The organism is Streptomyces sp. NPDC056061, assembly GCF_042266885.1.
Lineage (GTDB): Bacteria > Actinomycetota > Actinomycetes > Streptomycetales > Streptomycetaceae > Streptomyces.
In genome coordinates this window covers 189,197-216,070 of record NZ_JBHJWQ010000001.1, presented here as the reverse complement: position 1 = coordinate 216,070, position 26,874 = coordinate 189,197, and the positions used below count along the sequence as shown (strand labels likewise).

The window sequence follows — 26,874 nt, the reverse complement described above, 5'->3', positions numbered from 1 at the left end:
GACCACGCCAGGGAGAGCGGAACCCCAACTCCCAGGCGATTGAACGAGGTTGCACGCGAGTTACCCGAGGGCATCCATGGCCGATGTGATCAGCACGCGAGCGGGGGCCCCGTAAACCGCCAGCGCTGCCAGCTCCGCGAACGTATCGGCGTACATGACCACCTCGCTCGGCTGCGTGATCGTGAGGTAGCCGGAGATCAACTCGACGTTGACCTGTGCCGAGTCATAGATCCAGAACCCCTCAGCCGGCCAGCGCTCCCGATGCGGCGTCATAGGCACAACTCCCAGGCTGACATTGGGAAGTGAGGCAATCGAGATCAGGTGGCCAAGCTGCCCGGACATGACCTCAGCACCGCCGATCCCTGCACGCAACACCGACTCCTCGACGAGGAACGCGAACCGCCGGTCACCCTCGTACAACACCCGCTGACGCTCCATGCGGGCGGCCACCGCTTCGGCCACGTCGTCCACCAGGCCGCGTCGTCGCTGGATCGCTTGCAACGCTGCCGTGGTGTACGGCTGCGTCTGGATCATGCCGGGCACGAGCCACGACGAGTAGGACCGGAAACGGCGGGTCCGCTGGTACAGCGGTAGGCGGGCCTCCTGAGCCTGCTTGAGCCCGGCCCGCTCCATGCGCCGCCAGCCAACCCACATACCCTCGGCCGTCCGCAGCGAGGCAATCAGGTCCTCGGTCTGGTCCTCGGCCCCGCACGCCTCGCACCATGCTCGGATGTCGTCAGCGGACGGGGGCGTACGGGCGTTCATGATCCGGGACGACTTGGACCGGCTCCACCCGCAGCGCTCGGCGAGATCGGCCCCGGTCAGGCCAGCATCCCGGCAGATGTCCTCAAGACGTTTCGCGAGGACCTGCCGGGCCTGCTGGGCGCTGGAAGATGCAGAGACAGCCACGGTGCGTGATCAGCTCGGCCGGTACTCCGCGTGAGGAATCGCGCGCTCCCACGCTGCCTCGTACGCCCTGACGTACTGCGAGGCCAACGCCGGGTCGTGGTGGACTTCCATGCGCGGGCCGGTCCACTGACCCTCGCCGCTGAAGTGGTGGAGGATCACTGTTTCCTCATCCATGACCCACCCGTCCAGCGCGGGGAGGAGGAGATCGCGGGCGCGCGAGCGGGGCAGCCAACGCACGTCCTCTCCTGCTGCGACGTTCGTAAAGGTGCCGTCGTACTCGTACCGCACGTAGTCGCTCAGCGGCTCGGAGACGACGCGCAACCGCCGCATGACCACACCCCGGCCCGTCGTTTCGGCCACCACGTCCAGCCACGAGCGCCACCACGACTCGCGGTCGGCCGGGGCGTACCGTTGCCCTTCCTGCCAGCGGATGAACTCCGGGTCATCCCGCATGTAGCTGTCTCGCATTTCCAGGTGCATCGCTGAGCGCTGCGCCTTTGCGAGGCATTCACGTACCGCTGTTGCCACCGTTGACCTCACTGTCCGGGCGGGGGATGAACTGAAGCATGTTGACGGGCAGCCGGATCACGGTCTCGTGCTCCGGAACGTCCGTGGAGTGACCCGGCACCGAGCCGACCTCCTGAGCCTGCCGGAGCGTCTCCTCATCCGCCTTCCATGACTGGATGATCAGGTCTCCCGTCTCCTCCTCCAGCCAGATCGTGGGCGAGCCGTCGTCCGGCGTGTTGGGCCAAATCCCCAGGAACTTTAGGGCCATTGGGCACTCCTCTACCGAGTCGGTTGCACGGACGTGCACGAGCTTCACGCCCAAGCGTGATCAGCGCAAGAGGGCAGGCAGAGACACCGGAAGCCCCCCGACAGCCAACCCCGGCCACGGGTGGCCATCGGGGGCTTCGTGGGGCGTTCGCATGGCTCATCGACCCGTTAGAGGGTGCCTTTCTCGGCTGCCCAAACACGGCCTTGCCCAGTAGCCGCAAAGGTCGAGCGTCCAAAAAGGGAGCCGCACCCAGGGCGCGTTTCCCGAGCTGGGGCCGGGATCGTCGGCGGGCACGCGCGGGAACTTCCGGGCCGCTCCCCCCTACCCGGGCGGGTTCGCCGGGAACTGCGGGCAGTCAATGACCCATGCGTCCGAGCGTGCTTCGCCGCGGACATCGGCCGGTAGGCGGCCCTTGGGGGCGTAGCCGAACCGGGGGCAGGCGCGGCAACGGGCTGACGTCCACAGGCGGTCATCTCCACTGAATGAGACACGGCCATCGGGCCTGATCCTCGTCACGGCCGGCCTCCCAGTGGGGGCGCAGGGAAGCCCCGGACAGACAGTCGGGGGCAGCGCGTGAGCGGCTGAATCTCGGGCGGTGACGAAGTGACGAAGTCACCCTGAATCCGGGTTACCTCTTATAGACGGTGTTTTCGGTTCTATGTATGGAACAGAACTAAACGTCATTCCGTCACTTCGTCACCACGTAGGGGCCAGCGGGCGCGTCCGCGCTGTCCCGACGCACTCAGGCTGGGCGCGACACATGCGCAAGGCCGTGTCCGATGCCCGGCCTTGCGCTTCGAACTCACTTCTTGGTGGTTGTGTCTTTCTTCAACAGCCAGTCGAACTCAAGCCGTTCCAAGATCGGGGTGTGATCCCCCTGCCGTGCCGCGGGCTTGACCGTGATGCCCTTCTTTCCAAGGGCGCACTTCAGGAGCATCCGTTTGTCCGCCATGTCCGCCGCCTCCCATGCCTCACGCAGGGTGGCAACCTGGGTTAGCGGCGATAGGTCTGCCTCCGCGTCCAACGCCTCAAGGGTCGCGGTGGTGCTCTCGATGACGGTGCGCTGCCCCTCGCTCAGCTCCTCGAAGCGCTCTTCGTCCATCTTCCCGTACACGTAGAAGTCGTCTTCGAGCTTCTTCACACGACGCAGGGCCGCCTCAAGGGCCTTCTGGGCCTCGTCCTTCTTCGCCTGCGTTTCGGGGTCCGCGAAGGCGAGCCACCGGCGGGCTATCTCGATGACCACCGAGTCACCGGGCTCAAGGGCTGTGATGTGGTGGATCCAAGCCTGTCCGACCGCGTGGTCGATGCGGTCGGCGAGTGTCACCACTCCCTCGCAGATCGACTTGCCCCGCGTCTGCCGGACCTCGCACCGGTAGCGTCCGCCACGGTGGCTCATCGAGCCGCCACACGGTTCAAGCTCGCCCGTGCCCTTCTTGTCCCGCATCCGCCCGCATCGGTAGCTCCCCGTCCCCAGGTACCTCGCTTCCGGCTTCCCCTTCGCCCACCGTTCATCGGTCCGTTCGGCGATGAGGGCCTTGATCTTGAACCACTCGCCCGGCGTCACGACCCCCTTGCCGCACATGATGACTTCACCCATCTCATTGCGCAGAGGCTCGCCGTACCCCTCCCAACTGTCCAAGGGGTTGCCATGCTCGTCCGTCTTGCGCCGCCGGACTGGGACCATGCCCGCGAAGAGCGGGGACTGAGCCAGCTTGCTCACCGCCGTAGGCGACCAGGTGGCACCGCTCCGGGTCCGGTACCCCTCCTCATTGAGTTGGTGGGCCGTGTCCTTAGTCGTCTTCTTGTCGAGCAAGAGATCCGCCAGCCTGCGAGCTGTGCCGTACTCGTCGGGATGGGGTTCGACCTTGCCGCTTCCGGGGGCACTGTAGAGACCGAACGGGGGCCTGCCCGTTCCCCTTCGGCCTTCCGCCTTGTGCGAGTCATGGCCGATCTTCACACGCTTCGCTATGTCCTTCGCTTCCTCCCTGGCGCGCTCGCTCAGGATGGCGAAGACCATGCGGCCACCCTGCGATGAGTCCAGCCCTTCGGACACGGAGACGAGCCGCGATTGCCGACGGTCGAACTCGTCGAGCATCCGGCCCACCGCCCCCATGCCGCGCCGGTCGAAGCGGTCCGTCTTCCACACACCGAGCGTCTTGGACTTGCCGTCCATGATCGCTTGTGTGGCCTTCTCGAACTCCCTGCGCCGCACGTAGGTCTTGGAGGCCGAGAGTTGTTCAAACCAGACGTGCCGGATCTCAAGCCCGTTCGCCTGCGCCCAGCGCACGACATCCCGCAAGTGTCCCCGCAGCGTGGCCAGGTCTTCCTTCTTGTTGCTGCGTCGCAGATAGGCGTCCATGAGTCCGGACGGCTCGGCCGTCGCGGGCTTGTCCAGTCCCAGGCCTTCCAGTTCCTCCGGACTGAGCCCCAACCCGACCAACGTCGCGTGATCCTCGCGCACCACAACCCCCTCTGCTCTCGGGGTAAATGGTACGGAAGTGATGGACCCTAGACAGCTGCTTTCTCGAAGTGGGGGACGATCCACTCCCGGTCCACCGAGTAGCGGGCGAACCCGCCGCCGAGCTGGTCGTACATCCCGCCCCGGGCCATCTCCTCACAAGTGTCGACGGCCATCTGGAGGGCGCCTTCCGCGCCGGTGCGGGCGTGGTGGCGCAGCAGGAACTCGATGATCATGGACGGCGGGAACTTGGGCGCCCTGCCGAATCCGCCGTGCCTGTCGTCGTACTCGCGGGTGAGGCCGAGCAGCGCCCGGGCCAGGTCCTCCTCGCCCGGCAGTCCTTCGGCGCCGCTGGCGAGGGACCGCTGGGGCAGATCGCGGACGATGTGTCCGGCAACCTCGGCGACCTCGGCGCGGCGGTCCGCCCAGGCCGTCGCCACCCCTTCGAGGACCTGCCCGAAGGACGGCATCCCGTGCCGCGGCTCGGGCGGGAAGTACGTGCCGAAGTAGAAGGGTTCGGCATCGGCGGTCAGGAAGACGGACATCGGCCAGCCGCCCTGACCGGTCGCCGCCTGCAACGCCTCCATGTACACGGCGTCGACGTCCGGCCGCTCCTCCCGGTCCACCTTCACGCAGACGAAGTTCGCGTTCATGAAGGCCGCCGTCGCCTCGTCCTCGAAGCTCTCGTGGGCGAGCACGTGGCACCAGTGGCACGAGCTGTACCCGACGCTCAGGAACACGGGTACGTCCCGGCGGCGGGCCTCCTCGAAGGCGGCGGGCTCCCACGGCCACCAGTCGACGGGGTTGTCCGCGTGCTGGAGGAGGTACGGGGACTGGGAATCGGCCAGTCGGTTCATGGGGGCAACTGTAGACACAGGGAAGGGGCGGCCGGGAACGACGGCGCCGGCTACCGATGGCCGTCGGATCGGGCGGCCGGGAACAGTGGACGCCGACGGCCCACGCCCACCGGATCGGGCAGTCGGGAACGGCAGGCGCCGACCTCCGCGCCCGTCCCGCCGCACGTCCGCGCACCCGGGCGCCTCCGCCCCACGCCCCGGTACCGGGCCCGCTCTCTCCGTCGCGCCCTCTCCCGTCCGGTGGTCTCCCTCATCCGGCCCGCTCCCGTCCGGCCCGCTCCCATCCGTCACCGCGCCCGTCTGTCACCGCGCCCACCCGTCACCGGGCACGTCTCACCCGGCCCAGCGCCCGGAGAGGAAGGTGACGGCGACGACGGTCATCAGGGGCGCGGCGACGGTGAGGTAGGCGGTCTTGACGCGGGGGCTCCGCAGGCTCCACGCGGCGAGGCCGACCCACAGGGGCCACCACAGGAGGCTCGCCCGGGGGATGGACGTGTACCAGTAGGAGGTTCCCAGGGCCCACAGGCTCAGGCCGATGTACGCGGCCTCCGGCCAGCGCCGGTGCCACAGCAGCAGGCCGCACAGGGCGACGCCGACCAGCATGGCGAGCAGTTCGGCCTGGCTCATCACGGCGTACCCGGTGGCCTGGGAGTGGCCGAAGGCGGCGTGCCAGGTGTTCTGCCATGCCTCCCAGGGGGTGTGGAAGTCGCGGTACCAGCCGCGTTCCTCGGCGTGTTTCCAGGCCATCCAGTCGCCGGTGTGCGCGTGCAGGTACCAGCTGTACAGGAGCGGCGGCAGGGCGGGCAGGGTCAGCCAGGGCAGGCGGCGCCATTCGGCGGCGGTGCGGGCGGTGACCAGGAAGTGGACCGCGAGGGCCGCGGCGAGGAAGAGGCCGCTGACCCGGACGGTGGTGGCCAGGGCCGTCAGCAGGGCCGCGAGCGGCCAGTTGAGGCGCTGGGCGGCCAGCCAGGCGGGCAGGGCCAGGGCGAGGAAGAGGGCCTCGGTGTATCCGGCGGCCAGGAAGACCGCGCACGGGGAGAGCAGGAAGAACAGGGCCGCACGCGGTCCGGCCCCGTCCTGCGGCAGGTGCAGCCGGGCGATCCTGGCGAGGGCCAGTACGGCGACGCCCCCGGCGACGAACGAGATCAGCGCACCGGCGGCGGGCCAGCTCGGGACGACGGTGTGGACGGCCCGCAGCAGGAAGGGGAAACCGGGGAAGAACGCCTCCCGGTTGTCCCATTCGGAGATCCAGGGCCCGTTCCCGTCCGGGAAGTAGCCCTGCTGGGCTATGTGCAGGTAGTGCCACCAGTCCCACCGCTGCCACGACGAGAAGAACGAGGGGGCGTGGTGGCTCCGGCCGTCGTCGGCGAACAGCCAGCGGGTGCAGTAGGCGACGGTCCAGATGCCCACCCGGGTCAGCAGGTACAGCCACAGCACCTCGCGGTCGGCGGGGGTGAGCCGCCGGAGCAGCCGGCCGAGGGGGTTCGGTTCCGGTGCCGGGGCGTCGCCGGACGGTCCGGGGACGGTCTCGGTCGCGGTCGTGTTCCGGCTCGGGGGCCGTTCGCGCTGCCGGGAAGGGGTGGGAAGGGTCACTGCGGTGTCTCCGGTGTCGGGGCGGGTGGCGGGAGGCCGGGGGAACGTTCGGCGGGGATCAGCGGCCGGGGTGCGACGGGGGCGGGCTGGTGCTCCGGTCCGGGGTGTTCGGCACCCGTGAGCGGTCCGGGTCGCCGAGCGGGGGTCCGGGCGGCGGACTGGTCCGCGTCGGACCGGGCAGGGGCGGGAGTGACGCGGACGACGAGGACGACGAGGAACGACCGGGCGAGGGGGGTGTGGTGGCGGGGACGGTGGCGCCGGTACCGGTGGGCAGGAGCGCGGCCGCGGCCGCGCCGGCGCCCGAGACGGCCAGGCAGGCACCGACGGCCAGCGTCAGGACCCGGCGGCGGCGTGCCCGCCTGCCGCGCTCGGTGATGAGCGACGGCGGGGCGGAACGGGCCCGGGACCGGCCGGTGTCGGCGGCCTCCCGGAACAGCGACCGCAGCGGGTCGTCGGGTTCAGGCACGGGGCCCCTCCTCGGTGCGCGGGTCCTGCAGACGGTGCGAGAGCGTGGCCCGGCCCCGGGCCAGGTGCGTCTTGACGGTGCCGGGGGCCAGCCCGGTCTCCGCGGTGATCTGCGCGACGGTCAGGTCGCACACGTAGTGCAGGGCCAGGACGCGGCGCTGCTTGAGCGGCAGGTCCCGCAACATCTCCACGAGGGCCACCGACTCCGGGCCGGGCGGCTCGGCGTGGGGCGGTGCGCCGCTGCGCTGCCAGGCATCCGTCGTACGGCGCCGGCCGCGCCACCGGCTCACCGCCAGACGCCAGGCGACCGTACGGATCCATGCCTCGGGCTGCCCTTCGCGGTCGAGCCGGCGCCTCCGGCTCCACCCCCTGACGAAAGCTTCCTGCACCACGTCCTGCGCCTCGTGCAGGTCGCCGAGCATCACGAACAACTGCCCCGTCAGCCGGGCGACCGTCTGCGCGTAGAACTCTTCGAACTCCTCGACGGTCAACAAACAGCTCCTGGATCTCCTCGGCCTCACCGGGCATACGCCCCGCACCCCGCGTCCGGACGACATCGGCCCGGAAAAGCGCACGTGACGATCGTCACACGGCCATCACGCGGCCGTCCGGGGCCGGTTTCCGCCCCCCGTCGCCGCCGCGCACCCGGCCCCGATCGACCGCCGCGCTCCCTCGCGCCGGAAGGTCGCAGGCAGGAGACTGGGCGCCGGTGCCGGCCGGGGCAGTCGCAATCCTCGCATCCGGCCGCATCCGGTCCGTATCCCTTCACACTCCGCCGCATCCCGTCACAACCCGTCACACCGGGCCACGGCCGGCCGCCCGTTGTCGCACACCATCACGCCGGGCCGCATCCGGCCGCTCCAGGTCGCACACAGCAGGCCCCGACAGGACCCAGCAGGACCGACCCAGCAGCACTCAACACGATTCATCCGATTCACACATGCTCGGCCGCATTCGGCCGCATGCATTCGTATCCGTCATACGACGGGACGAACACCTGAATTCGGCCACGACCAGAGGGGGAACACATGCGGGACAGCCATCGGGCGGAGGCCGAACGGCTGTTGGCCAGGGCCGTCGAGGAGGAGGTGCGGCGCTCGGGCGGCCGGGCGGATACCGGGACGCTGATGTCGCGCGGACGGGCCGCGCTCGACTCGCTGGCGGACGCCGCGGCCGACGAGTACGCGGCGTATCTCCGGGCGCTGGACGCGGCGGATGCCGGGCGGCAGCCGCTGTCGCAGCGATTCAGCCGGGCGGCCCTGGGGACTCCCCTGCTGGTCACCGGAGTCGCGGCACTCGCCGCGGTCGGCGCGGACGTCGCCCTCGGCGCGGCGACGGGGCCGGCCCTCGGTGCGGGCGCCGTCGTGGCGGTCGCGGGGGCCACGACGACCGTCGCCCGGGTGGCCGGCGCGCACTGGCCCGCCGCCCACCGCCGGGCCGGCGCGCTGGGGCAGCCCGGCGGCCCCGAGCAGCTGCGGTTGCAGTGGCTGGCGGCGCTGGAGGTACGGGGCATCCGCCCGTTCCTCGACCAGCAGCGGATGCTCGCCGCCTCCTCGCGCACACCGGCCCGGAAGCTCCCCGCGCAGTCCAGGGCCGCCGCGTCGCCGCGGAGCCGGGACCGCAGCGCGGCGGCCCGCACCCGCGCCCTTCTCGAACAGTCCTTCGGCCAGCTGCCGGCCGCGGAGGGACCGTTCGCCGGGCGGCGGGCCGAGCTGGCCCGGATCGCGCAGTGGGTGCGCGAGGGCCGCGCCTCGACCGAGACCCTGCCGACCGTCGTCGTCCTGCACGGCACGCCGGGTGCCGGGCGCACCACGCTCGCGGTCCGGGCCGCGCACGACCTGAAGGACCAGTTCCGGGGCGCCTGCGTGGTGGACCTGCGCGGCGAGACGGCCGGACAGCCGCCGCTGCCGACGCGGGACGCACTGCTGCACCTGCTGAACCGCCTGGGCGCGCCCCGCGAGCAGCTGCTGTTCCGGGACGGCTCCCCCGCGGGCCGGGCGGAACCGGAGGCGCGGGCGAGGGCGTCGGCCGAGCAGCAGGTGCGGCGGCTGAGCGAGCTGTACCACCAGCATCTGACCGGCACCCCGGTGGCGATCGTCCTCGACGACGCGAGCGACGCGGACCAGGTCCGCACGCTGCTCCCGGAGCGTTCCGACAGCCTCGTCCTGGTCACCGCCCGTGAGCCCCTGGAGCTTGCCGCCGACGTCCCGGCCCGGGTGCACCACCTGTCCGTCGGCGCGTTGGACGCCGCGGGGGCGGAGGAGCTGCTGCGCGGGTCCGCCGCGGCGGCACAGGACGGCCCGTACGACGGCCGGTCGACGGATGCCGTGGCCGAGCTGTGCGGCGGGCTGCCGCTGGCGCTGCGGGTCGCGGGCTCCTCGCTCGGCCGACGCACCCCGAGCGCCCTCGCCGCGGATCTTGCCGCCCAGGAGGCGGCGACACCGGTCGAGCGGGCGCTGTGGCTGCGCTACACCGACCAGTCCGAACAGGCCCGGCGGCTGCTGCGGCGGCTCGCGCTGGCCGGGCGGGCCAGCCTGGGCGCCGCGGCGGCCGCCGCGCTGCTCGCGGCCGAGGAGCAGGAGGCCGAGCGACTGCTCGGGGAGCTCGCCGGGGCCGGGCTGCTGGACCATGTGCGGGGCTCCCGCTACCGGCTGCACGACCTGGTGCGGGGCTTCGCGCTGGCCCGGCTGCGGGACGAGGAGGACCCGGCCGACCGCACCGCCGCCCAGGAGCGGCTGATCAGGAACTACGCGGAGTTGGCGGGTGCGGTGATCCGCATGGTGGACGGCAAGATGTCCACCCGGGCGGGGCAGTTCGGTCCGCACGGTTTCGGTTCGCTGGACTCGGCGCTGCGCTGGCTGGACGAGGAGTCGAGCTTCATCACGTCGGCGCTGCGGCACGCGGAGGGCGTCGACCAGCGGGCCGTGCTGGATCTGCTGGGCTCGCTGTGCGACTACTGCCTGCTGCGCGGCGACCTGTACCGGCTGGGCGAGATCGGCGAGTTGACGCAGGCCGTGGACAAGGGCCTGCTGGAACGGTCGGTGCAGTGGCGCACCGGCATCGCGGCACGCCAGCTCGGTGAGCTGGACAAGGCCCGCTCCACACTGTCGTCGGTGGTCGGGCTCTACCGCGAGGCGGAGAACGAGGCGGGCACGGCGCTGGCGCTCTGCTCGCTCGGCATCACCCTGCACCACCAGGGCAATCTGCCCGAGGCGGCGGAGCGGCTGCGCGAGGCGATCGCGTTGCAGTCCTCCGACGAGCAGGCCGAGGACCGTGCCTGGTCGATGCACGCGCTGGCCGCCGTGGAACGCGACAGGGCCCGGCTCGCCGAGGCGATGACGCTCCTGGACACCGCGCTGGCCCTGCACCGGGAGGGGGAGTCGCTGCACGGCGAGGCGTGGACGCGGTTCCAGCTCGGCCAGACCCTGCTGTGGCGGGACGAGGTGGGGCGGGCCGAGGAGGAGCTGCGCACGGCCCTGGACCTGTACGGCAGCACCCGGGACGAGCGCGGCGAGGCGTGGGCGCTGACCCAGCTGGCCCGCGCCCGGCTGCTGGACGGCGAGACGGCCCCGGCCGTCGAACAGCTGGAGCGGGCCCTGGCCCGGCACCGGGACAACGAGGACGCGCGCGGCGAGGCGTGGACGCTGTACTACCTGGGCCAGGCGCTGGAGGAGGGCGGCGACCCGGACGGGGCGGTGCGGCAGCTGGAGCGGGCCCGCACGATGTTCTCCCGGATGCGGGACGTGTACGGCCTGGCGTGCGCCCGGCACCATTCGGGGCGGGTCACCCGCGACCAGCGGGCCGCCCGGACCGGGAACCTGCGCAACTCCGGCTTCGCCCGCCAGCTCCTGATGGACGCCCGGGCGGATTTCCGGCGCATCGGTGTCGCGCACGGCGAGGCGTGGACGTGCCTGGAGCTGGCCGTGATCGACGCGGGCAACAACCGGGCCCCGCAGGCGCTGGAGCTGTGCGACGAGGCCGTGGAGCTGTTCGGCTCCTACGACGACACGCGCGGCGCGGACTGGGCCCGCTTCCTGCGCTGCACGCTGCTGCCCTACGCCTCGCCGGGCGGCACGGAGGTGGGCACGGTGGTGGCCCAGCAGGAACTCGCCGACCTGCTGCGGGCCGGGCACCCGGCGCGCGACGGCAGGCTTCAGGAGTGCGCGGAGGCGTTCGCGGTGGTGCTGAACCGCGGGGTGGATCTGGAGGACGGCTGGCGGGTGTGGCCGTTGGGCATGACGCCGTCCCGCCACGCCCGGGAGGTCATGGGCGCGGCGGTCGCGCCGCAGGGGTGACGGCCGCGCGGGCCCGCGTCCGCGGCCGCCGGGACGGCGCATCCCGGCGGTCGCGTCGGCCGCGGCGGACGGGGCTGTCGGCCCCGGGCGCGCGGGGACGTGGGGGCGCAGGGGCGCCGGTGCGCCCGCGGCCCCGTCACCGCCTCGCCGTGGGGCCCGGCCCCGCTACTTCCCCTTCGCGGAACCTGCTCCGGCGGCCTCGGCGGCCATCGGCTCCGGGGCCTCCTCGAAGTCGACCCTGCCCATGTGCCGGTTCATGGACTTCATCAGCATCCACACGCCGACGGCCAGTGCCGCGAAGACGATGAAGCCGAGAACGCCGGGGGTCACCTTGTTCTTGTCGAACGTGTCAGCAAGCGTAACGAGGTCGGTCAGTGCCTGAGTCGCGTACATATCAGGCATTGTCGCGGATGCCCGCGAAGAGGTCGCTCTCGGGGAGGGAGGTATCGACCAGAGACTTCGCCAGCTCGTACTCCTCGGTCGGCCAGACCTCCTTCTGGATGTCCATCGGGACGCGGAACCAGCCGCCGTCGGGGTCGATCTGCGTGGCGTGCGCGATCAGCGCCTTGTCACGGGTCTCGAAGAAGTCCGCGCACGGCACGTGCGTGGTCAGGGTGCGCTCCTCGCGCACGAACTCCTTCCAGCGCTTGAGCCAGTCGCCGTACGGGGACTCCAGGCCGCGGGCCAGCAGGGCCTCGTGCAGCGCCAGGGTGCGCGGCCGGTTGAAGCCCTGGTTGTAGTAGAGCTTCTGCGGCTGCCAGGCCGGGCCGAACTCCGACTCGGGGAAGGTCTCGGTGTCCGCCGCACCGTCGAAGGCGATCATCGTGATCGTGTGGGTCATGATGTGGTCGGGGTGCGGGTAGCCGCCGTTCTCGTCGTAGGTCGTGATGACCTGCGGGCGGAAGGCCCGGATGCTGCGAACGAGGCGGCCGGCGGCCTTCTCCTCGTCCTCCAGGGCGAAGCAGCCCTCGGGCAGCGGGGGCAGCGGGTCGCCCTCGGGCAGGCCCGAGTCGACGAAGCCGAGCCACTCCTGCGAGACGCCGAGGATCTCGCGGGCCTCGTCCATCTCCTTCCGGCGCACCTCGTGGATGTTCTCCTCGATGTACGCGTCGCCCTGGAGCTTCGGGTTGAGGATGGAGCCGCGCTCGCCGCCCGTGCAGGTCACGACCAGCACGTCCACCCCCTCGGACACATACTTGGCCATCGTCGCCGCGCCCTTGCTCGACTCGTCGTCGGGGTGGGCGTGCACGGCCATCAGTCGCAGCTGCTCAGTCAAAGCTCGATCCTCAGTGATTGGTCGCGGTTACGCGGTGTCGTCGACGGGTGGTCGCCCCGCGGAACGCTCGGCGGGGTGGCGCGTCGGGCGGCGGTCCGGGGCTTCTATAGTGACCGAACCGGGGGGCGGAAAATTCCTCGATCCCCGGCACGGGAGGAACGATCATGACTGCGGTGCGCGACGCGCTTCCGGAGAACCGCTACGGCCGCTCCGCGGACGAGCGCGCCGACCGCAAGCTCAGGATCATCGGTTCGGTGCTGGGTGTCGCCCTGCTCGGGCTGGTCGGCTGGATCGGCTACGACTACATCGCCGGGCAGCAGATCAGCGCCGAGATGATCAAGCGGAAGATCGTCTCGGACGAGCGGATCGACGTCCACCTGGAAGTCCGCAAGGACAAGGACGCCAAGGGCTACTGCACCCTGCGCGCCCAGCGCGAGGACGGCAGTGACGTGGCCCGCAAGGAGTTCCGCTTCGACGATCGCGCGGACCGCATCGACAGGATCGTGTCGCTGCGGACGGCCGGCCGGGCGACCAGTGTCGAGCTGGTGGGCTGCACCACCGACGGCGGGGCTGCGGACTGACCCACCCCACCCGGCGGCGCCGAACGCCTTGCGGCGACCCGCCGAACCCCCTGCGACCTGCGCGTACCCGGCCCCGACGACCGGCTGCGCAAGGTCCGTGCGATTAACCTTCTCCCCCTTTTCCCGGCGAATTGTTAGGCTCGTGGTTTCGCCCACCCGTAGGGGCACATGCTTACGGGTAGGGCGATGCTTTGTATTCCCAGTACCGACGAGGAGCACCTGTGACCCAGACCAGCGAAAACGTCACCTGGCTCACGCAGGAGGCGTACAACCAGCTCAAGGCCGAGCTGGAGTACCTGTCTGGTCCCGCGCGCACGGAAATCTCCGTAAAGATCGCGGCGGCCCGTGAGGAGGGTGACCTCCGGGAGAATGGCGGGTACCACGCGGCCAAGGAGGAGCAGGGCAAGATGGAGCTGCGCGTGCGCCAGCTCACCCAGCTCCTGGAGCACGCGAAGGTCGGCGAGCCGCCCGCCGACGACGGCATCGTGGAGCCCGGCATGGTCGTCACGATCGCCTTCGACGGCGACCCGGACGACACCCTGACCTTCCTGCTCGCCTCCCGCGAGTACGCGAGCTCGAACATCGAGACGTACTCCCCGCAGTCGCCGCTCGGCACCGGCGTGAACGGCAAGCGCACCGGTGACAATGCCGAGTACGAGCTGCCGAACGGCAGGACGGCCACCGTGAAGATCCTTGAGGCGAAGCCCTACACCGGCTGACCCGCACCACCGACACGGGGGCGCGCCCCGCACCGCCGTCCGTCGTGCGACGCCGGGTGCGAGGGCACACCCCACGAGCCGCCGGTCCCCTCGGACCGGCGGCTCGGCCGTGTCCCCCGCGCGTCCCGGCCCGAGGAATCAGCCCTCAGCCCATCACCAGGTATCCGGCCGCGCGCAGGGCCGCCGAGACCTCCTCGCAGTGCTCCGGCCCCTTCGTCTCCAGGTGCAGCTCCACCTCGACCTCGGTGAGCCCGAGCCGGGGGTCGGTCCGCACATGGCCGATGTCGAGCACATTCGCGTCGACCGTCGTGAGCACGCCCAGCAGCGTGGCCAGCGCGCCGGGCCGGTCGGCCAGCCGCAGCCGCAGGCTCAGATAGCGGCCGGCCGCCACCATGCCATGGGTCAGGACGCGCTGCATCAGCAACGGGTCCATGTTGCCGCCCGACAGCAGTGCCACCACCGGTCCGCGGAACGCCTTCGGATCGCTCAGCAACGCCGCGACCGGGCTCGCGCCCGCCGGTTCCACGACCAGCTTCGCCCGCTCCAGGCAGAGCAGCAGGGCACTGGACAGTTCGTCCTCGGAGACCGTGCGGACCTCGTCGACGAGGTCCCGCACCAGCTCGAACGGCACGTCCCCGGGCCGCCCCACCTTGATGCCGTCCGCCATCGTGTTCAGCGGGCCGATCGACACCGGGTGGCCCACGGCCAGCGACGGCGGATAGCTTGCCGCGCCCGCCGCCTGCACGCCCACGATCCGCACGTCGGGCCGGAGCGCCTTCACCGCCAGCGCGACGCCCGCGACGAGACCGCCGCCGCCGACCCCGACGACGACGGTGCGCACCTCGGGGCACTGTTCGAGGATCTCCAGACCGACCGTGCCCTGCCCGGCGATGATGTCGGGGTGGTCGAAGGGGTGGATGAAGACCGCGCCGGTCTCCCGCGCGTACTCCTGGGCGGCGGCCAGCGTCTCGTCGACGACCTGGCCGTGCAGCCGGACCTCGGCCCCGTACTGACGGGTCGCGGCCACCTTCGGCAGCGGCGCCCCGACCGGCATGAAGACCGTCGAGCCCACGCCGAGCAGCGAGGAGGCGAGCGCGACGCCCTGCGCGTGGTTCCCCGCGCTCGCCGCGACGACCCCGGCCGCCCGCTCGACCGGGGACAGCCCGGCGATCCGCACGTACGCGCCGCGCAGCTTGAACGAACCCGTCCGCTGGAGGTTCTCGCACTTGAAGTGGACCGGCGCGCCCACGAGCTCCGTCAGGTGCCGGCTGCCCTCCATCGGCGTCACCCTGGCCACCCCGGAGAGCATCTTCTGCGCCCCGCGCACGTCGTCGAGGATGAGCGGGGGCAGCCGGTCGGGCACGCGGAAGTCCATACCGCAAGTCTCGCAGCCCGGCAGCGTGCCGTACGCCCGGCAGCGGTCCCGTCCTGCACCGGTGTCCACGGGTTTGCGCAGCACTGGTACGCGTTGCCCGGTGGCCGCGTACTCTGTCCCCCACCCATCCGACACCGCACGAAGAGAGCTCCCGGCCATGCCCCCTCAGGACATGACGACAGCTGCGTCTCCTTCCGGGGGCGCCGCCCCCGAGTCCACGGAACCCGAGCACGTTCTCGACGTGCTCCAGCACCAGGTCGCGGTGTTCGCCCGCCGTGCCGAGCAGACCCGCCTCGGTGGTGTCGGCCAGGTGCGCAATTCGATGGACCGGGCCGCCTATCTGCTGCTCAACCGGCTGGACCGGGAGGGCCCGATGGGTGTCAAGGCCCTGGCCGCGGGCATGGGCATCGACTCCTCGACCGTGACCCGGCAGGTCGCGCCGCTCGTCGACACCGGTCTGGTCAAGCGCACCTCGCACCCGGAGGACGGCCGTGCCGTCGTGCTCCAGCTGTCCCCGCGCGGCCTGGCGCGGCTGGGCGAGGTGCGCGACTCCCGGCGCGAGCTCATGACCCAGGTGACGGACGGCTGGACGGCGGAGGAGCGCGAGACGTTCTGCGCGCTGCTGACCCGGTTCAACTCGGCGCTGGCGGCCCGGCAGGCCGCGCACCAGGCTCCCCCGGCCGGCTGACCACCCGCCGGGCCCGCCCGGCGGCGCCGGACGGCGCACACCTCTTGACCGTCGAACCGCACAGGGTCTCGTATGAGCACTGTGCGGGGAGAGCGCAGAGCGGGCCGGGAGCGGCGCCGCGCCCAGGAATTCGATTCCTTCGTGGCGGGCGCGGCCGGCCGCCTGCTGCACACGGCCACGCTGCTCACCACCGAGCCGCTGCGACCGCCCGGTGCGAACCCGCGGGCCCTGCGGCTGCTGACGGCCGCGCTGGCGTGCACGTACGCGCGGTGGGACCGGCTGCACGGCGAGGACCCGTACGACCGCACCCGGCAGGAACTGGTCGTCCGGTTCGCCCGTGAGGTCTGGCGGCATCACCGGCCGCGCGGCGGGCCGCTGGACCCGCTGACCCCGCAGGAGCGTCTGGTGCTGGTGCTGCGGCTGTACGAGGGGGTCGCGGAGGAGCAGGCCGCGGCGCTGCTGGGGCTTCCGGCGGACCGGCTCCGGGCGGTCTGCAACCGCTCGGTGGCGACGTTGCGCGGCACCCGTCGGCCCACGGCCCGGTGGTGGCTGCGGCCGTCGACGAGGGCGGTGTCATGAGCCGGCGGAGCAACCAGGAGGACGAGGTCCGGCGCCTGCTGGAGGGCCCGCACCCGCAGGTGCCCGCCGATCTGGCGCGACGGGCCGCCGCACGCGGTGGCGCGCTGCTGCGCCTCGGGCGCCTGGCCCGCCGGTTCCTGCTGCTGGTGGCGTTCGCCGCGGTGGTCGCGTTCACCGTGTGGGCGGTGACGGCACGGCCGTGGCAGCCGCCGCCCGCCGCCACGACCCCGGTGGGCGGCTGGTGAGAGCCTGCGGGAGCGGCGCGAGCAGCAAAGGGGGCTGCCCGGAGAACCGTGGGGCCCTCCGGGCAGGTGCGGGTGGTGCGGGTGGTACCGGTGACGAGTGGTACCGGTGATGCGCCAGGTCAGCCGAGTGCCTGCGTCAGGTCGGCGATCAGGTCGTCGGCGGACTCGATGCCGACGGAGATCCGGACCAGGTCGGCCGGGACCTCCAGCGGGGAGCCCGCCGCCGAGGCGTGCGTCATCCGGCCCGGGTGCTCGACCAGGGACTCGACGCCGCCCAGCGACTCCCCGAGGGTGAACAGCTTCGCCCGGTTGCAGACCTGGACCGCCGCCTCCTCGCCGCCCGCGACGCGGAAGGACACCATGCCCCCGAACGCCCTCATCTGCTTGGCGGCGACCTCGTGGCCGGGGTGCTCGGGCAGTCCCGGGTAGAGGACCTGGGTGACCTTCGGGTGACGGGTCAGCAGGTCGGCGATCTTCGTGGCGTTCTCGGTGTGCCGGTCCATGCGGACCGCGAGGGTCTTGATCCCGCGCAGCACCAGCCACGCGTCGAACGGTCCGGCCACCGCGCCCATGGCGTTCTGGTGGTACGCCAGTTCCTCGGCCAGCGCGGCGTCATCGGTGATCAGCGCGCCGCCGACGACGTCCGAGTGGCCACCCATGTACTTGGTGGTGGAGTGCACCACCACGTCGGCGCCCAGGGAGAGCGGCTGCTGGAGGTACGGGCTGGCGAAGGTGTTGTCGACGACCAGACGCGCACCCGCCTCGCGGGCCACCTGGGCGACCGCGGCGATGTCGGTGATGCCGAGCAGCGGGTTGGACGGGGTCTCCACCCATACCGCCTTGGTGCGCGGGGTGATCGCCGCCCGTACCGCCGCCGGGTCGGAGGTGTCGGCCACCGAGAACTCCACGCCCCACCGCGAGACGACCTTCGCGAACAGCCGGAACGTGCCGCCGTAGGCGTCGTTCGGGATGACCACGTGGTCGCCGGGGGTGAGCAGGGTACGGAGCAGGCAGTCCTCGGCGGCGAGGCCGGAGGCGAAGGCGAGGCCCCGGCGGCCGCCCTCCAGCGCCGCGAGGTTGTCCTCCAGGGCGGTGCGCGTCGGGTTGGCGCTGCGGCTGTACTCGTAGCCGCCGCGCAGTCCGCCCACGCCGTCCTGCTTGTACGTGGACACCTGGTAGATGGGCGGAACCACGGCGCCGGTGAGGGGATCGGCGGTGTTTCCGGCGTGGATCGCGAGGGTTTCGAAGTTGTGCTGGTCGCTCATGGGGCCGAGCGTAGTTCGTCGGGAGGGCGCCCACCGGGCCATCGCGCCGTCCGGTGACAATGGGGGCATGGAGATTCTGTGGTTCCTGATCGCGCTGTGCATGCTCGCCGCGGTCGTCGGCCCGTTCGTCTTGCGCCGCCGCGGCGGAATCCGGCAGGTCGCGCCGGGTTCGCCGGATGCTGCCGATCCGGACGCCTACGGCTTCGTGCGCCAGGAGGAGCTGGACATCCGACTGCCGGGACCGGACCAGGATCTCCTCGACGTGCTCGACGTGGTGCAGCGCTCCCAGGAGTGGCGGGCCGCCTCGCAGCTGCTGGCCGGCACGCCCGCGGAGGGCGAGGTGCGCTGGCAGCGCGTGCAGGCGTTCGCCGGTGCCGCCTCGCTGGAGCTGGCGGAGCGTCCCGGGGTCGGTGGCGCCTGGCTGCGCGCCTGGCGGGCCGAGGCGCCGAAGGACGCGGGCGGTGCCGCGGTGCACGCCGAGTTCCTGGTCCAGCAGGCGTGGCGCTCGTCCACGGCGGGCACCGACGACTTCCGGATCATCCTGGAGGAGGCCCGTACGGTCTGCGGCGAAGCCGCGCTGCTGGCCCCCGGCGACCCGGTCCCGTACCTCGTCGAACTGGCCGTCGCCCGTGGGCTGGGTTACTCCCACGAGGAGTTCGACCTCCTCTGGGCGAAGGTGATCGACCGCGCCCCGGCCCACATGGGCGCGCACCTCGCCGCACTGCACTACTGGTGCGAGAAGTGGCACGGCTCCCGCGAGGAGGCCGACCGCTTCGCCACCACCGCCGCCGCCCGCGCCCCGCACGGCTCGCTGCTGGCGGCCCTGCCGCTCTTCGCCGTGTACGAGCACCTGCCCGAGGTCAATCTCGTGCAGGGCTTCTACCGGAGCGCGGTGGTGACCAAGGCGGTCGAGGGCGCCCTGTTCGCGGTGCACGCGGCCCGCCCGGACGATCCGATGCTCGCCCACGTCCGCCACCTCCTCGTCTTCTTCCTCGTCCGGATGGAGCGCTGGTCGGAGGCGATGAACCAGATCGTCCACATCGACGGCCACGTGGGCGCGCTGCCGTGGACCCAGAGCCCCGACCCGGCCGCCGAGTACACCGTCCACCGGGCACTGGCGGTCGCCGGTTACGAGGCCAACGGCGGCAACCCGGCGACGCTGCCGCGATAGCAGCCGGAACGGGCCCCGCCGCCGTGGCCCCGACAGGAACCGAAAACGGCCCCGCCGCCCTGGCAGGAACCGGGGCGGGCCGGAAGGACCGCATGGCGGGGGCGGAAGGACCGCACGGCGAGGCCGGAAGCCGACCGCCGTTGCCCCCGCCCGGGTCCGCCCACGACACCCCCGGGCCGTACGCCTCGGGAGGGCACCGGAATCCCCCGCGCCCTCCCCGCGTTCTCCCCACATACCCCGTCCCGAGGAGCCCCGCATGTTCCTGCACCGCCGCACCCCGCAGCTGCCCACCCCCCAGGAGGCGCTGAAGGGCCGCCCCACCGCCGAATTCTCCGTCCCGTCCCTCCACACGGTCCTCGGCAACCCACTGCTGGGCCCGTACCCGGAGGGCCTTGAGGTCGCAGACTTCGCGCTGGGCTGCTTCTGGGGCGCCGAGCGCAAGTTCTGGCAGACGGACGGCGTCTGGACGACCCTCGTCGGCTACCAGGGCGGCTACACGCAGAACCCCCTGTACGACGAGGTCTGCTCGGGCCTGACCGGCCACACGGAGGCGGTCCGCGTCGTCTTCGACCCGCGCACCGTCTCGTACGGTGAGCTGCTGAAGCTGTTCTGGGAGTCCCACGACCCCACGCAGGGCTTCCGCCAGGGCAACGACGTGGGCACGCAGTACCGCTCGGCGATCCACACCCACTCCCCCGAGCAGGCAGCCGCCGCCGAGGCATCCCGCGATGCCTACCAGAAGGTCCTCACGGCCTCCGGCCACGGCACGATCACCACCGAGATCCTCCCGGCCGAGGACCGCACCTTCTGGCCCGCCGAGGCATACCACCAGCAGTACCTGGACAAGAACCCGGCGGGCTACTGCGGGATCGGCGGCACGGGCGTCGCATGCCCTGTGGGGATCGCCCCGGCAGGCGAGTAACAAGCCCCGAGGGTGCCCGCCCACCTGCTCCTGGTCGGCGGGCACATCTTTGCCAGTAGGGCAGAGCGGGCGCGTCCCTCTGCGGAGATTTGCTGAACCTGTAGGTGCGACGTTCAGTCAGTGTTGTCCGCAGTCTTCACCTCAGCAACGAACGCTCGCCAACTGCGACCGCTGAAGGTGATGACACGACCTCGGTTCTTAGTGTCACGAACCGGAACCACACTGTCGCCGTTCCTGACGGCAGCGACCTCGACACACTGGCCGTTCCCGCTGCTGTAGCTGCTCGTTCGCCAATCCAACTCTGAGGGCTCGTACTGCACTTCCAGACACCTTCTCTCGATCACTCTGTTCGGCACACACTATCCAGCAGAAGAGCGCTGTCGTCCGGCCCCAGCGCGACGGCTTGCAGGTGCTCAAACATGGACTTGTACCGCCGGATCTCTGCCTCGGACTCCAGGAACAGGTCTCCCGCTGGAGTGTCGACGTAGACCAGTTCCGGGTCTTGAGCGTCGGGGAAGTCCATGTGAACGAAACTGCCGGTCATCCCGGCATGGGCGCCTGTTCCGAACGGGATGAGCTGCAAGGTCACATGCGGCTCCTCTGCAAGGCGGACAAGGTGTTGGGTCTGTTCGCGCATCACCGCGCGCCCGCCGACCATCCGGCGTATGGCGGCTTCGTCCATGATCGCCCATAGCTGAAGCGGGCTGCTCTTGGTGAGTACCGCCTGTCGTTCGATGCGGGCTTGCACGCGCTGATCGACTTCCTTCTGACTTGCGGTGGGCAACACACCCTTGATCACGGCTCGTGCGTAGCTCTCGGTCTGGGCCAGCCCTGGAATGAAGAGAGATTCGTAGTTGCGTACTGTTCGGGCCTCGGCCTCGAACCCGATGTAAGCGGTGTACTCCTCGGGCAACTCGGAGTGATACGGCCTCAACCAGCCTTGCCCCTGTGACCCGCTCTGCATGGTCAACAAGTCGGCCCGTTGCACCTCCGTCGCTTCGTACAAGTCCAGGAGTGCTTGCAGAGTGCGTTTCTGCGGACGGGCACGCGCCTTCTCGATTCGGTACAGCGTCGCGGTGTTGATGCCGGTGCGCTCGGTGACCTCCTCACGCGTCAAGGCCGCTGCGGCGCGCAGGCGCCGAAGTTCAGCCGCCAAGCGTCGAAGCCTGACGGTGGGTGGGTTCTGTCGCCTATCGGACACGGTGTGCACCCTCCTGACTCGGTGATACCCGTGAGTCTGATCGGTGACCGTCCATCACCTCAACTTGACGAAACGCCATGAAGCATTTCGCAACCCTTGCGTTCTACAGCTCCGCGCATGCATCCTATGCATGGCTACTTACCGTTGATGGCTAGTGACGGTGAAGAGTCTTGATGGGGCATGCCCGCCCATGAAAATTCCCGGCGACGGCGGTACCCGTCCCGGGAGCGGCCAACGCTGTAGAGGAGCGCTGACATGTTCAACCTTATCGTCCAAACCTTCGCTGGTCTCACCGTTCGCTTAGTTCGAACGCGTAGCCAGAACCGGCACGGGAGCACTGACAGCCGCCTGTGTCGTCAGAGGCGGTGGACGCTCTGGCTGGCCCTCCACGGGATCGACGTGGGCCCTCGCGTCATCCACGGGGTGATGGTGCGGTGACGGACTCCGAGGCGTGGGAAGAGGCGGATTGTCCGTGGCGGTCGTCGGTGGCCTTTCCGCCGTGTGAGTGCGGGGCGCCCGGGTGTCCTGACGGCCCTGTTCAGCCGGTGAAAGCGGACAGCCCCGTACTTCTGGAACTTCGGGCTCGCGTCTGTGACGAGAATGCCCGGCGCGAGTTCTGGAGGCTGTGATGGAGTCCCGAGGGACCAGTCTGCCTGCGGCGTCGCCCCGGTCGTCGTCGCCTGCGGTGCAGGGGTGCACTCTCCCGGCGCAGGTGCCGGTGTTCACGTCGGCGCGACAATTGCGGCCCGGTCAGGTGGTGTTCGACCGGGCCAAGGAGATGCCTTGCATGGTGATCCATGTCCGTGGCACTCGGGCCATGGTCGTGCGGCCCGGTGGGCGGCCGTGGGAAGCGGAGTTGCGACGGCTGTCGCCGGGGACCCACTACCACTGCCGTCAGCTCGATGCCTTGGCCGAGCACATCGCCTACCAGCAACGAGGAGAACAGTAGGGGCGCGATTTCCGCGCCGCATCAGGGCTCTGTGAAGGGTCCGGGCCCCGCCCTTCCGGGTGACGGAGCGACGGGGCCCACTTGATCCTCCGCCTCGCCGTTGTGCAGGCGGCGGGGCGGGTCGGTAAACGCAGTGCACCACTCAGCAGAGAGGACACAGCAACATGACCACGTTCGTCGAGTTACCGGCTCGTGAGCCGGTGGGCAGCATCCAGTCTTTGGAGCTGGAGATCACCGGGAAATGCCAACTCTCCTGCTCCCACTGCCTGTCGGAGTCGAGTCCGCAGGCGAGTCACGGGAGCATGACCCTCGATGACTGGTGGACGGTGATCTCCGATGCCGCCGCGCTGGGCATCCGGACGATTCAGATCATCGGTGGGGAACCGACAGTTCACCCGCACTGGCGGGACCTGGCCGAACACGCGCTGTCGCTCGGGCGTCAGGTGGAGGTGTACAGCAACCTGTACACGGTGCATGAGGCGTGGTGGGACATCTTCACGCATCCGGCGGTGACGCTGGCGACCAGCTACTACAGCAACGATCCGGCCGAACACGACACGATCACGGGCCGGAGCGGGAGCTACGTCCGGACTCTGTGCAACATCCGGGAGGCAGTGAACCGGGGCGTGACGGTCCGGGCCGGAATCGTGGAAGTCCTCCCGGGACAGCGGGTCGAGCAGGCTCGTGCCGAACTGCAATCGATGGGGGTGTCCCGGATCAACGTGGACCGTGCGCGTGCGGTGGGGCGGGCGTTGCTGCCGGGGCAGTCTCCGACGCTGGACGAGATGTGCGGGCGGTGCACGCGTGGGCGGGCGGCTGTGCTGCCGAACGGGGACCTGGCGGGGTGCGTGCTGGCGCGGGACTTCCCGGTGGGGAACGTGCGTGAGATGCGGTTGGCGGAACTGCTGGGCGGGGAAGCGTGGGCGGATCTCGCGGCCCGGGTTCCGCTGCCCGCCCAGGACGCCTGTCCGCCCGACGACAGCAGCGACTGTGACCCGGCGAACACCACCGCGTGTAATCCCAAGTCACGCCCCGGCCACCGGTCGGCCGGATAGAATCCGATGATGTTCGGATCTGGCGCCCGCACCATGGTGTTCGACATCGACGGCACGCTCTGCTTCGACGGACGGACCATCGACGATCGAATCCTCACGGCGATCGGTGCGTGCGAGCGCATCGGGTATGACGTGGTCTTCGCCTCCGCCCGGCCCGTCCGAGACCTTCTACCGGTGCTCGACGGGGCCTTTCCGTCCGCCACCCTGATCGGCGGGAACGGGAGCCTCGTCTCGGTAGGCAGCGAGGTTCGGGCCCGTGCCTCGTTCGATCCCGCCGGATTCGGCGCGCTGATGGACGTGGTCGGGAAGTACGGAGCGACCTATCTCGCCGACGGGCCCTGGGACTACGCGTACACCGGGCCCGTGGACCACCCGATTCGGGGCCGTGTCGATCAGGGAAACCTCGCGAGGATGGTGGATATCGCCGACCTTCCCGAGGTTGTGAAGTTCCTCGTCGTGGGTGCCTCGGACATGGCGGAACTCGCCGAGGCCGGCCGTCGGCTGGGGCTGACGGTCAACCACCACCTCGACGAGGCCATCATCGACTTCGCACCGGGTTCGACGACGAAGTGGGAGGCCCTGACGTCGCTGGGAACCGGCGCGTACATCGCGTTCGGCAACGACATCAACGACTTCGATCTGCTGCGGAACGCCGAACGGGCCGTACGTGTCGGCTCGCATCCGAGCCTGGACGATGTCGCTCAGTTCACCGTGGCGGCCACCCCGGAGGCAGTCGCGGCGGAAATCTCGTTGCTGGCCGAGGCGGTCTGAATCACCGGCCGGAGGCGCGAGTCGGCGTCACGAGTCGGTGCCGTGGTCCGGAGTCGTGGTCCGGTGTCGTGAGTCGGCGCCTCGGGACGTGGACCGGGCCGGGGCGCAGCTGCCTTTCCGCGTGCGCAGGCGAGAGTCGGGAGTCGGGAGTCGGGAGTCGGGAGTCGGCCGGAACGGGCCGATGGAGTCGCCGGTTCCGGAAGTGCGTTCGCGGGCGTGACGGGGAACGCTCTAGTCTCGTCGCCCATGACCCGACCGACCTCATACCTCGACGCGACGGCGCACGCCTACGACGACGTCGCCGCCCTGTACTTCGACCTGGCCCGCGACTCGCTCGACGAACTCCCGCTGGACCGCGCGATACTCGCCGCGTTCGCGGAGGTGGCGCGGGCGCAGGGGCCCGGTACCGTCGCCGAGCTGGGGTGCGGTCCGGGGTATCTCACCGCGCATCTGCGGGACTTGGGGCTCGACGTGTTCGGCGTCGACCTGTCGCCGGTGATGATCGATCTGGCCCGCGAGGCGTATCCGGACCTGCGGTTCGAGGTGGGTTCCATGGCTACCCTCGCGGACCTGGGCCTGACGGACGGCGCGCTGAGCGGCATCGTGTCCTGGTACTCGGTCATTCACGTCCCGCCGGGCGAACTGCCCCCGTACTTCGCCGAGTTCGGGCGGGTGCTCGCGCCGGGCGGCCACCTCCTGCTCGGGTTCTTCGAGGCGGAGGGTGAGCCGGTCACTGCGTTCGACCACAAGGTGACGACGGCCTACCGGTGGCCGATCGACGACCTCGCGAAGCTGGCCGGCGCGGCCGGGTTCGTCGAGATCGGCCGGATGCTGCGGGAGCCGCTGGAGGGGGAACGGTTCCGCCGGGGACATCTGCTGATGCGCAGGGGCGGGCAACCGGGGTGATCCGCTCTCCCGCGACGGGCGACGGGCGACGGCCGTAGGGCGACGGGCGCAGGGCGGGTGCGGGAACGGGTGGTGGCGCGGGCGGAGGCCCTGGCCGTGCCACCCGCGCTCGCGCGGCGCGCGCCGTTCCGGCCCGGCCCGGCCCGGTCCGGCGCCCCGAACGCATCGTTCCGGCCCGGCCGCGCGGGGCGACCGGGCCGGAACGGTACCGGGGCGGAACGGTACCGGGGCGGAACGGTACCGGGGCGGAACAGTGCCGGACCGGAACGGTACCGGGGCGGAACAGTGCCGGACCGGACCGGTGCCGGGGCGGAACGGTACCGGGGCGGCGGTGGGGTCAGATGAGCCCCTGCGCCAGCATCGCGTCCGCGACCAGTTCGAAGCTGGCGATGTTGGCGCCGACCACGTAGTTGCCGGGGCTGCCGTAGCGCTCGGCGGTGGTGTAGCAGGAGTCGTGGATGTGGCGCATGATCTCCGCGAGGCGCTCCTCGGTGTGGGCGAAGGTCCACGAGTCGCGCGAGGCGTTCTGCTGCATCTCCAGGGCGCTGGTGGCCACCCCGCCCGCGTTGGCGGCCTTGCCGGGGGCGAAGGCGACGCCCGCCTCCTGGAGGACGCGCACGGCCTCCGGCGTGGTGGGCATGTTGGCGCCCTCGGCGACCGCCTTCACACCGTTGCCGACCAGGGCCACGGCGTCGGCCTCGTGCAGTTCGTTCTGGGTGGCGCAGGGCAGCGCGACGTCGCAGGGGACGTTCCACACGCCGGCGCCCGGGACGTACGTGGCGTGCGCGCCGCGGCGCTCCGCGTAGTCCGAGACCCGGCCGCGTCCGGCCTCCTTGATCTCCTTGAGCAGGGCGAGGTCGATGCCCTTCTCGTCCACGACGTAACCGTTGGAGTCGGAGCAGGTCACCACGGTCGCGCCGAGTTGCTGGGCCTTCTCGATCGCGTAGATCGCGACGTTGCCGGAGCCGGAGACGGCGATGCGCTGGCCGTCGAGGGACTCGCCGCGGCTGCGCAGCATCTCGGCGGTGAAGAGCACGCAGCCGTAGCCGGTGGCCTCGGTGCGCGCCTGGGCGCCGCCCCAGCCCAGACCCTTTCCGGTGAGGACGCCGGACTCGTAGCGGTTGGTGATCCGCTTGTACTGGCCGAACAGGTAGCCGATCTCGCGGCCGCCGACGCCGATATCACCGGCGGGGACGTCGGTGTACTCGCCGAGGTGACGATGGAGCTCGGTCATGAACGACTGGCAGAACCGCATGATCTCGGCGTCGGAGCGGCCCTTCGGGTCGAAGTCCGCACCGCCCTTGCCGCCGCCGATGGGCATGCCGGTGAGCGCGTTCTTGAAGATCTGCTCGAAGCCGAGGAACTTCACGATGCCGAGGTTGACCGAGGGGTGGAAGCGCAGTCCGCCCTTGTACGGGCCGAGCGAGCTGCTGAACTCGACGCGGAAGCCGCGGTTCACGTGGATGTCGCCGGAGTCGTCCGACCACGGCACGCGGAAGATGAGCTGGCGCTCCGGCTCGCAAACCCGCTCGATGATCCGGGCGTCCACGAACTCCGGCCGCTTGGCGAGGACCGGGCCGAGGGTCTCCAGGACCTCCCGCACCGCCTGGTGGAACTCCTTCTCGCCCTGGTTGCGGCGGAGGACCTCCGCGTACAGGGGCTCGATGATGCGGCTCTCGGCGGCGTGGGGGGTGACGGGTTCAGGGGTGGTCTGCATCTGATCAAGACCTTCCATGGGTCGGCGTCGCGCGCGAAGGTGCCCCCGTCCCGGGGGACACCAGCGGTCCCCCCTCCCCATTGAGGGCGTCGCCCAGACATC

At 71.0% G+C, this 26,874-nt stretch carries 26 protein-coding genes and 1 pseudogene; 12 read left to right on the top strand and 15 right to left on the bottom strand.

Translation table 11 applies throughout. The features are described from left to right. Positions 1–60: 60 nt before the first annotated feature. From ACFC79_RS00995 to ACFC79_RS00960, 8 genes and pseudogenes are all read right to left on the bottom strand, one after another. The gene (locus ACFC79_RS00995) at positions 61–909 is read right to left on the bottom strand and encodes a helix-turn-helix domain-containing protein (RefSeq protein WP_376233436.1); all 849 of its coding nucleotides are present in this window, start codon (positions 907–909) and stop codon (positions 61–63) included. Positions 910–918: 9 nt separating this feature from the next. Further along, on the bottom strand, positions 919–1,437 hold the full coding sequence (locus ACFC79_RS00990) for a DUF6879 family protein (RefSeq protein ID WP_376233434.1): 519 nt from the start codon (positions 1,435–1,437) through the stop codon (positions 919–921). After that, complete coding sequence (locus ACFC79_RS00985) at positions 1,418–1,684, bottom strand: hypothetical protein (RefSeq protein ID WP_376233431.1); 267 nt, start codon at positions 1,682–1,684, stop codon at positions 1,418–1,420. The genes ACFC79_RS00990 and ACFC79_RS00985 overlap by 20 nt, the downstream gene beginning before the upstream one ends. Before the next feature lie 802 nt (positions 1,685–2,486). Continuing rightward, entirely contained in the window at positions 2,487–4,145 is a 1,659-nt protein-coding gene (locus ACFC79_RS00980; protein WP_376233429.1) for a recombinase family protein, read from the bottom strand. Positions 4,146–4,204: 59 nt separating this feature from the next. Further along, positions 4,205–4,999 (bottom strand): annotated as a pseudogene (locus ACFC79_RS00975) (thioredoxin domain-containing protein); the annotation flags it as partial. A 333-nt stretch (positions 5,000–5,332) separates the two neighbouring features. Further along, positions 5,333–6,592: a mannosyltransferase family protein gene (locus ACFC79_RS00970; protein ID WP_376233426.1), complete on the bottom strand. Its 1,260-nt coding sequence runs from the start codon at positions 6,590–6,592 to the stop codon at positions 5,333–5,335. 58 nt (positions 6,593–6,650) lie between these two features. After that, positions 6,651–7,058: a hypothetical protein gene (locus ACFC79_RS00965; protein WP_376233423.1), complete on the bottom strand. Its 408-nt coding sequence runs from the start codon at positions 7,056–7,058 to the stop codon at positions 6,651–6,653. Then, positions 7,051–7,548 carry a SigE family RNA polymerase sigma factor gene (locus ACFC79_RS00960; protein WP_376233420.1) on the bottom strand — a complete coding sequence of 166 codons (498 nt, stop codon included), beginning with the start codon at positions 7,546–7,548 and terminating at the stop codon, positions 7,051–7,053. Before ACFC79_RS00960 ends, ACFC79_RS00965 begins: the two co-directional genes overlap by 8 nt. 537 nt (positions 7,549–8,085) lie before the next feature. Between ACFC79_RS00960 and ACFC79_RS00955 the strand changes: the two genes are divergently transcribed. Further along, positions 8,086–11,352 (top strand): tetratricopeptide repeat protein, encoded by a 3,267-nt coding sequence (locus ACFC79_RS00955; protein WP_376233417.1) that lies wholly within the window; start codon positions 8,086–8,088, stop codon positions 11,350–11,352. Between the two features lie 165 nt (positions 11,353–11,517). Here the strand turns inward: ACFC79_RS00955 and ACFC79_RS00950 are convergent, their stop codons facing one another. Together ACFC79_RS00950 and mca are read right to left on the bottom strand one after the other, a co-directional pair. After that, positions 11,518–11,745, bottom strand: coding sequence for a hypothetical protein (locus ACFC79_RS00950; protein ID WP_376233414.1), 228 nt, complete (start codon positions 11,743–11,745; stop codon positions 11,518–11,520). A gap of 1 nt (position 11,746) precedes the next feature. Beyond that, the gene (gene mca, locus ACFC79_RS00945; protein ID WP_376233411.1) at positions 11,747–12,628 is read right to left on the bottom strand and encodes a mycothiol conjugate amidase Mca; all 882 of its coding nucleotides are present in this window, start codon (positions 12,626–12,628) and stop codon (positions 11,747–11,749) included. Between the two features lie 164 nt (positions 12,629–12,792). Between mca and ACFC79_RS00940 the strand changes: the two genes are divergently transcribed. Together ACFC79_RS00940 and greA are read left to right on the top strand one after the other, a co-directional pair. Continuing rightward, positions 12,793–13,209, top strand: a complete 417-nt coding sequence (locus ACFC79_RS00940) for a DUF4307 domain-containing protein (RefSeq protein WP_376233409.1) — start codon at positions 12,793–12,795, stop codon at positions 13,207–13,209. 221 nt (positions 13,210–13,430) lie between these two features. Beyond that, entirely contained in the window at positions 13,431–13,928 is a 498-nt protein-coding gene (greA, locus tag ACFC79_RS00935; RefSeq protein ID WP_376233406.1) for a transcription elongation factor GreA, read from the top strand. A gap of 145 nt (positions 13,929–14,073) precedes the next feature. Here the strand turns inward: greA and ilvA are convergent, their stop codons facing one another. Next, the gene (gene ilvA, locus ACFC79_RS00930; protein ID WP_376233403.1) at positions 14,074–15,303 is read right to left on the bottom strand and encodes a threonine ammonia-lyase; all 1,230 of its coding nucleotides are present in this window, start codon (positions 15,301–15,303) and stop codon (positions 14,074–14,076) included. A 157-nt stretch (positions 15,304–15,460) separates the two neighbouring features. On the opposite strand from ilvA, the gene ACFC79_RS00925 reads away from it, so the two are divergent. The 3 genes from ACFC79_RS00925 (at position 15,461) to ACFC79_RS00915 (ending at position 16,815) form a co-directional block, all read left to right on the top strand. Further along, positions 15,461–15,991, top strand: a complete 531-nt coding sequence (locus ACFC79_RS00925) for a MarR family winged helix-turn-helix transcriptional regulator (protein WP_376233401.1) — start codon at positions 15,461–15,463, stop codon at positions 15,989–15,991. A gap of 72 nt (positions 15,992–16,063) precedes the next feature. Then, entirely contained in the window at positions 16,064–16,570 is a 507-nt protein-coding gene (locus tag ACFC79_RS00920) for an RNA polymerase (RefSeq protein ID WP_376233398.1), read from the top strand. Next, positions 16,567–16,815 (top strand): hypothetical protein, encoded by a 249-nt coding sequence (locus ACFC79_RS00915; RefSeq protein ID WP_376233396.1) that lies wholly within the window; start codon positions 16,567–16,569, stop codon positions 16,813–16,815. The genes ACFC79_RS00920 and ACFC79_RS00915 overlap by 4 nt, the downstream gene beginning before the upstream one ends. A gap of 119 nt (positions 16,816–16,934) precedes the next feature. Here the strand turns inward: ACFC79_RS00915 and ACFC79_RS00910 are convergent, their stop codons facing one another. Then, entirely contained in the window at positions 16,935–18,080 is a 1,146-nt protein-coding gene (locus ACFC79_RS00910) for a cystathionine gamma-synthase (protein WP_376233394.1), read from the bottom strand. A gap of 67 nt (positions 18,081–18,147) precedes the next feature. Here ACFC79_RS00910 and ACFC79_RS00905 point away from each other — a divergent pair, with 67 nt between their 5' ends. Next, positions 18,148–19,251, top strand: coding sequence for a hypothetical protein (locus ACFC79_RS00905; RefSeq protein WP_376233392.1), 1,104 nt, complete (start codon positions 18,148–18,150; stop codon positions 19,249–19,251). Between the two features lie 256 nt (positions 19,252–19,507). Then, positions 19,508–20,173 carry a peptide-methionine (S)-S-oxide reductase MsrA gene (gene msrA, locus ACFC79_RS00900; RefSeq protein WP_376233391.1) on the top strand — a complete coding sequence of 222 codons (666 nt, stop codon included), beginning with the start codon at positions 19,508–19,510 and terminating at the stop codon, positions 20,171–20,173. Positions 20,174–20,286: 113 nt separating this feature from the next. Here msrA and ACFC79_RS00895 read toward each other — a convergent pair whose 3' ends face one another. Then, positions 20,287–20,493, bottom strand: a complete 207-nt coding sequence (locus tag ACFC79_RS00895) for a DUF397 domain-containing protein (RefSeq protein ID WP_376233389.1) — start codon at positions 20,491–20,493, stop codon at positions 20,287–20,289. 20 nt (positions 20,494–20,513) lie between these two features. Beyond that, positions 20,514–21,329, bottom strand: a complete 816-nt coding sequence (locus tag ACFC79_RS00890) for a helix-turn-helix transcriptional regulator (RefSeq protein ID WP_376233387.1) — start codon at positions 21,327–21,329, stop codon at positions 20,514–20,516. An 832-nt stretch (positions 21,330–22,161) separates the two neighbouring features. On the opposite strand from ACFC79_RS00890, the gene ACFC79_RS00885 reads away from it, so the two are divergent. From ACFC79_RS00885 to ACFC79_RS00870, 4 genes are all read left to right on the top strand, one after another. After that, a complete protein-coding gene (locus tag ACFC79_RS00885; RefSeq protein ID WP_376233385.1) occupies positions 22,162–22,323 on the top strand; it encodes a hypothetical protein in 162 nt (53 codons plus the stop codon). Between the two features lie 164 nt (positions 22,324–22,487). Then, positions 22,488–23,378 carry a radical SAM protein gene (locus ACFC79_RS00880; protein WP_376233383.1) on the top strand — a complete coding sequence of 297 codons (891 nt, stop codon included), beginning with the start codon at positions 22,488–22,490 and terminating at the stop codon, positions 23,376–23,378. A 9-nt stretch (positions 23,379–23,387) separates the two neighbouring features. Beyond that, a complete protein-coding gene (locus ACFC79_RS00875; RefSeq protein ID WP_376233382.1) occupies positions 23,388–24,149 on the top strand; it encodes an HAD hydrolase family protein in 762 nt (253 codons plus the stop codon). Between the two features lie 246 nt (positions 24,150–24,395). Further along, a complete protein-coding gene (locus ACFC79_RS00870; protein WP_376233379.1) occupies positions 24,396–25,055 on the top strand; it encodes a class I SAM-dependent DNA methyltransferase in 660 nt (219 codons plus the stop codon). Positions 25,056–25,392: 337 nt separating this feature from the next. Here the strand turns inward: ACFC79_RS00870 and gdhA are convergent, their stop codons facing one another. Next, positions 25,393–26,772, bottom strand: a complete 1,380-nt coding sequence (gdhA, locus tag ACFC79_RS00865; RefSeq protein WP_376233376.1) for an NADP-specific glutamate dehydrogenase — start codon at positions 26,770–26,772, stop codon at positions 25,393–25,395. Positions 26,773–26,874: the final 102 nt, after the last annotated feature.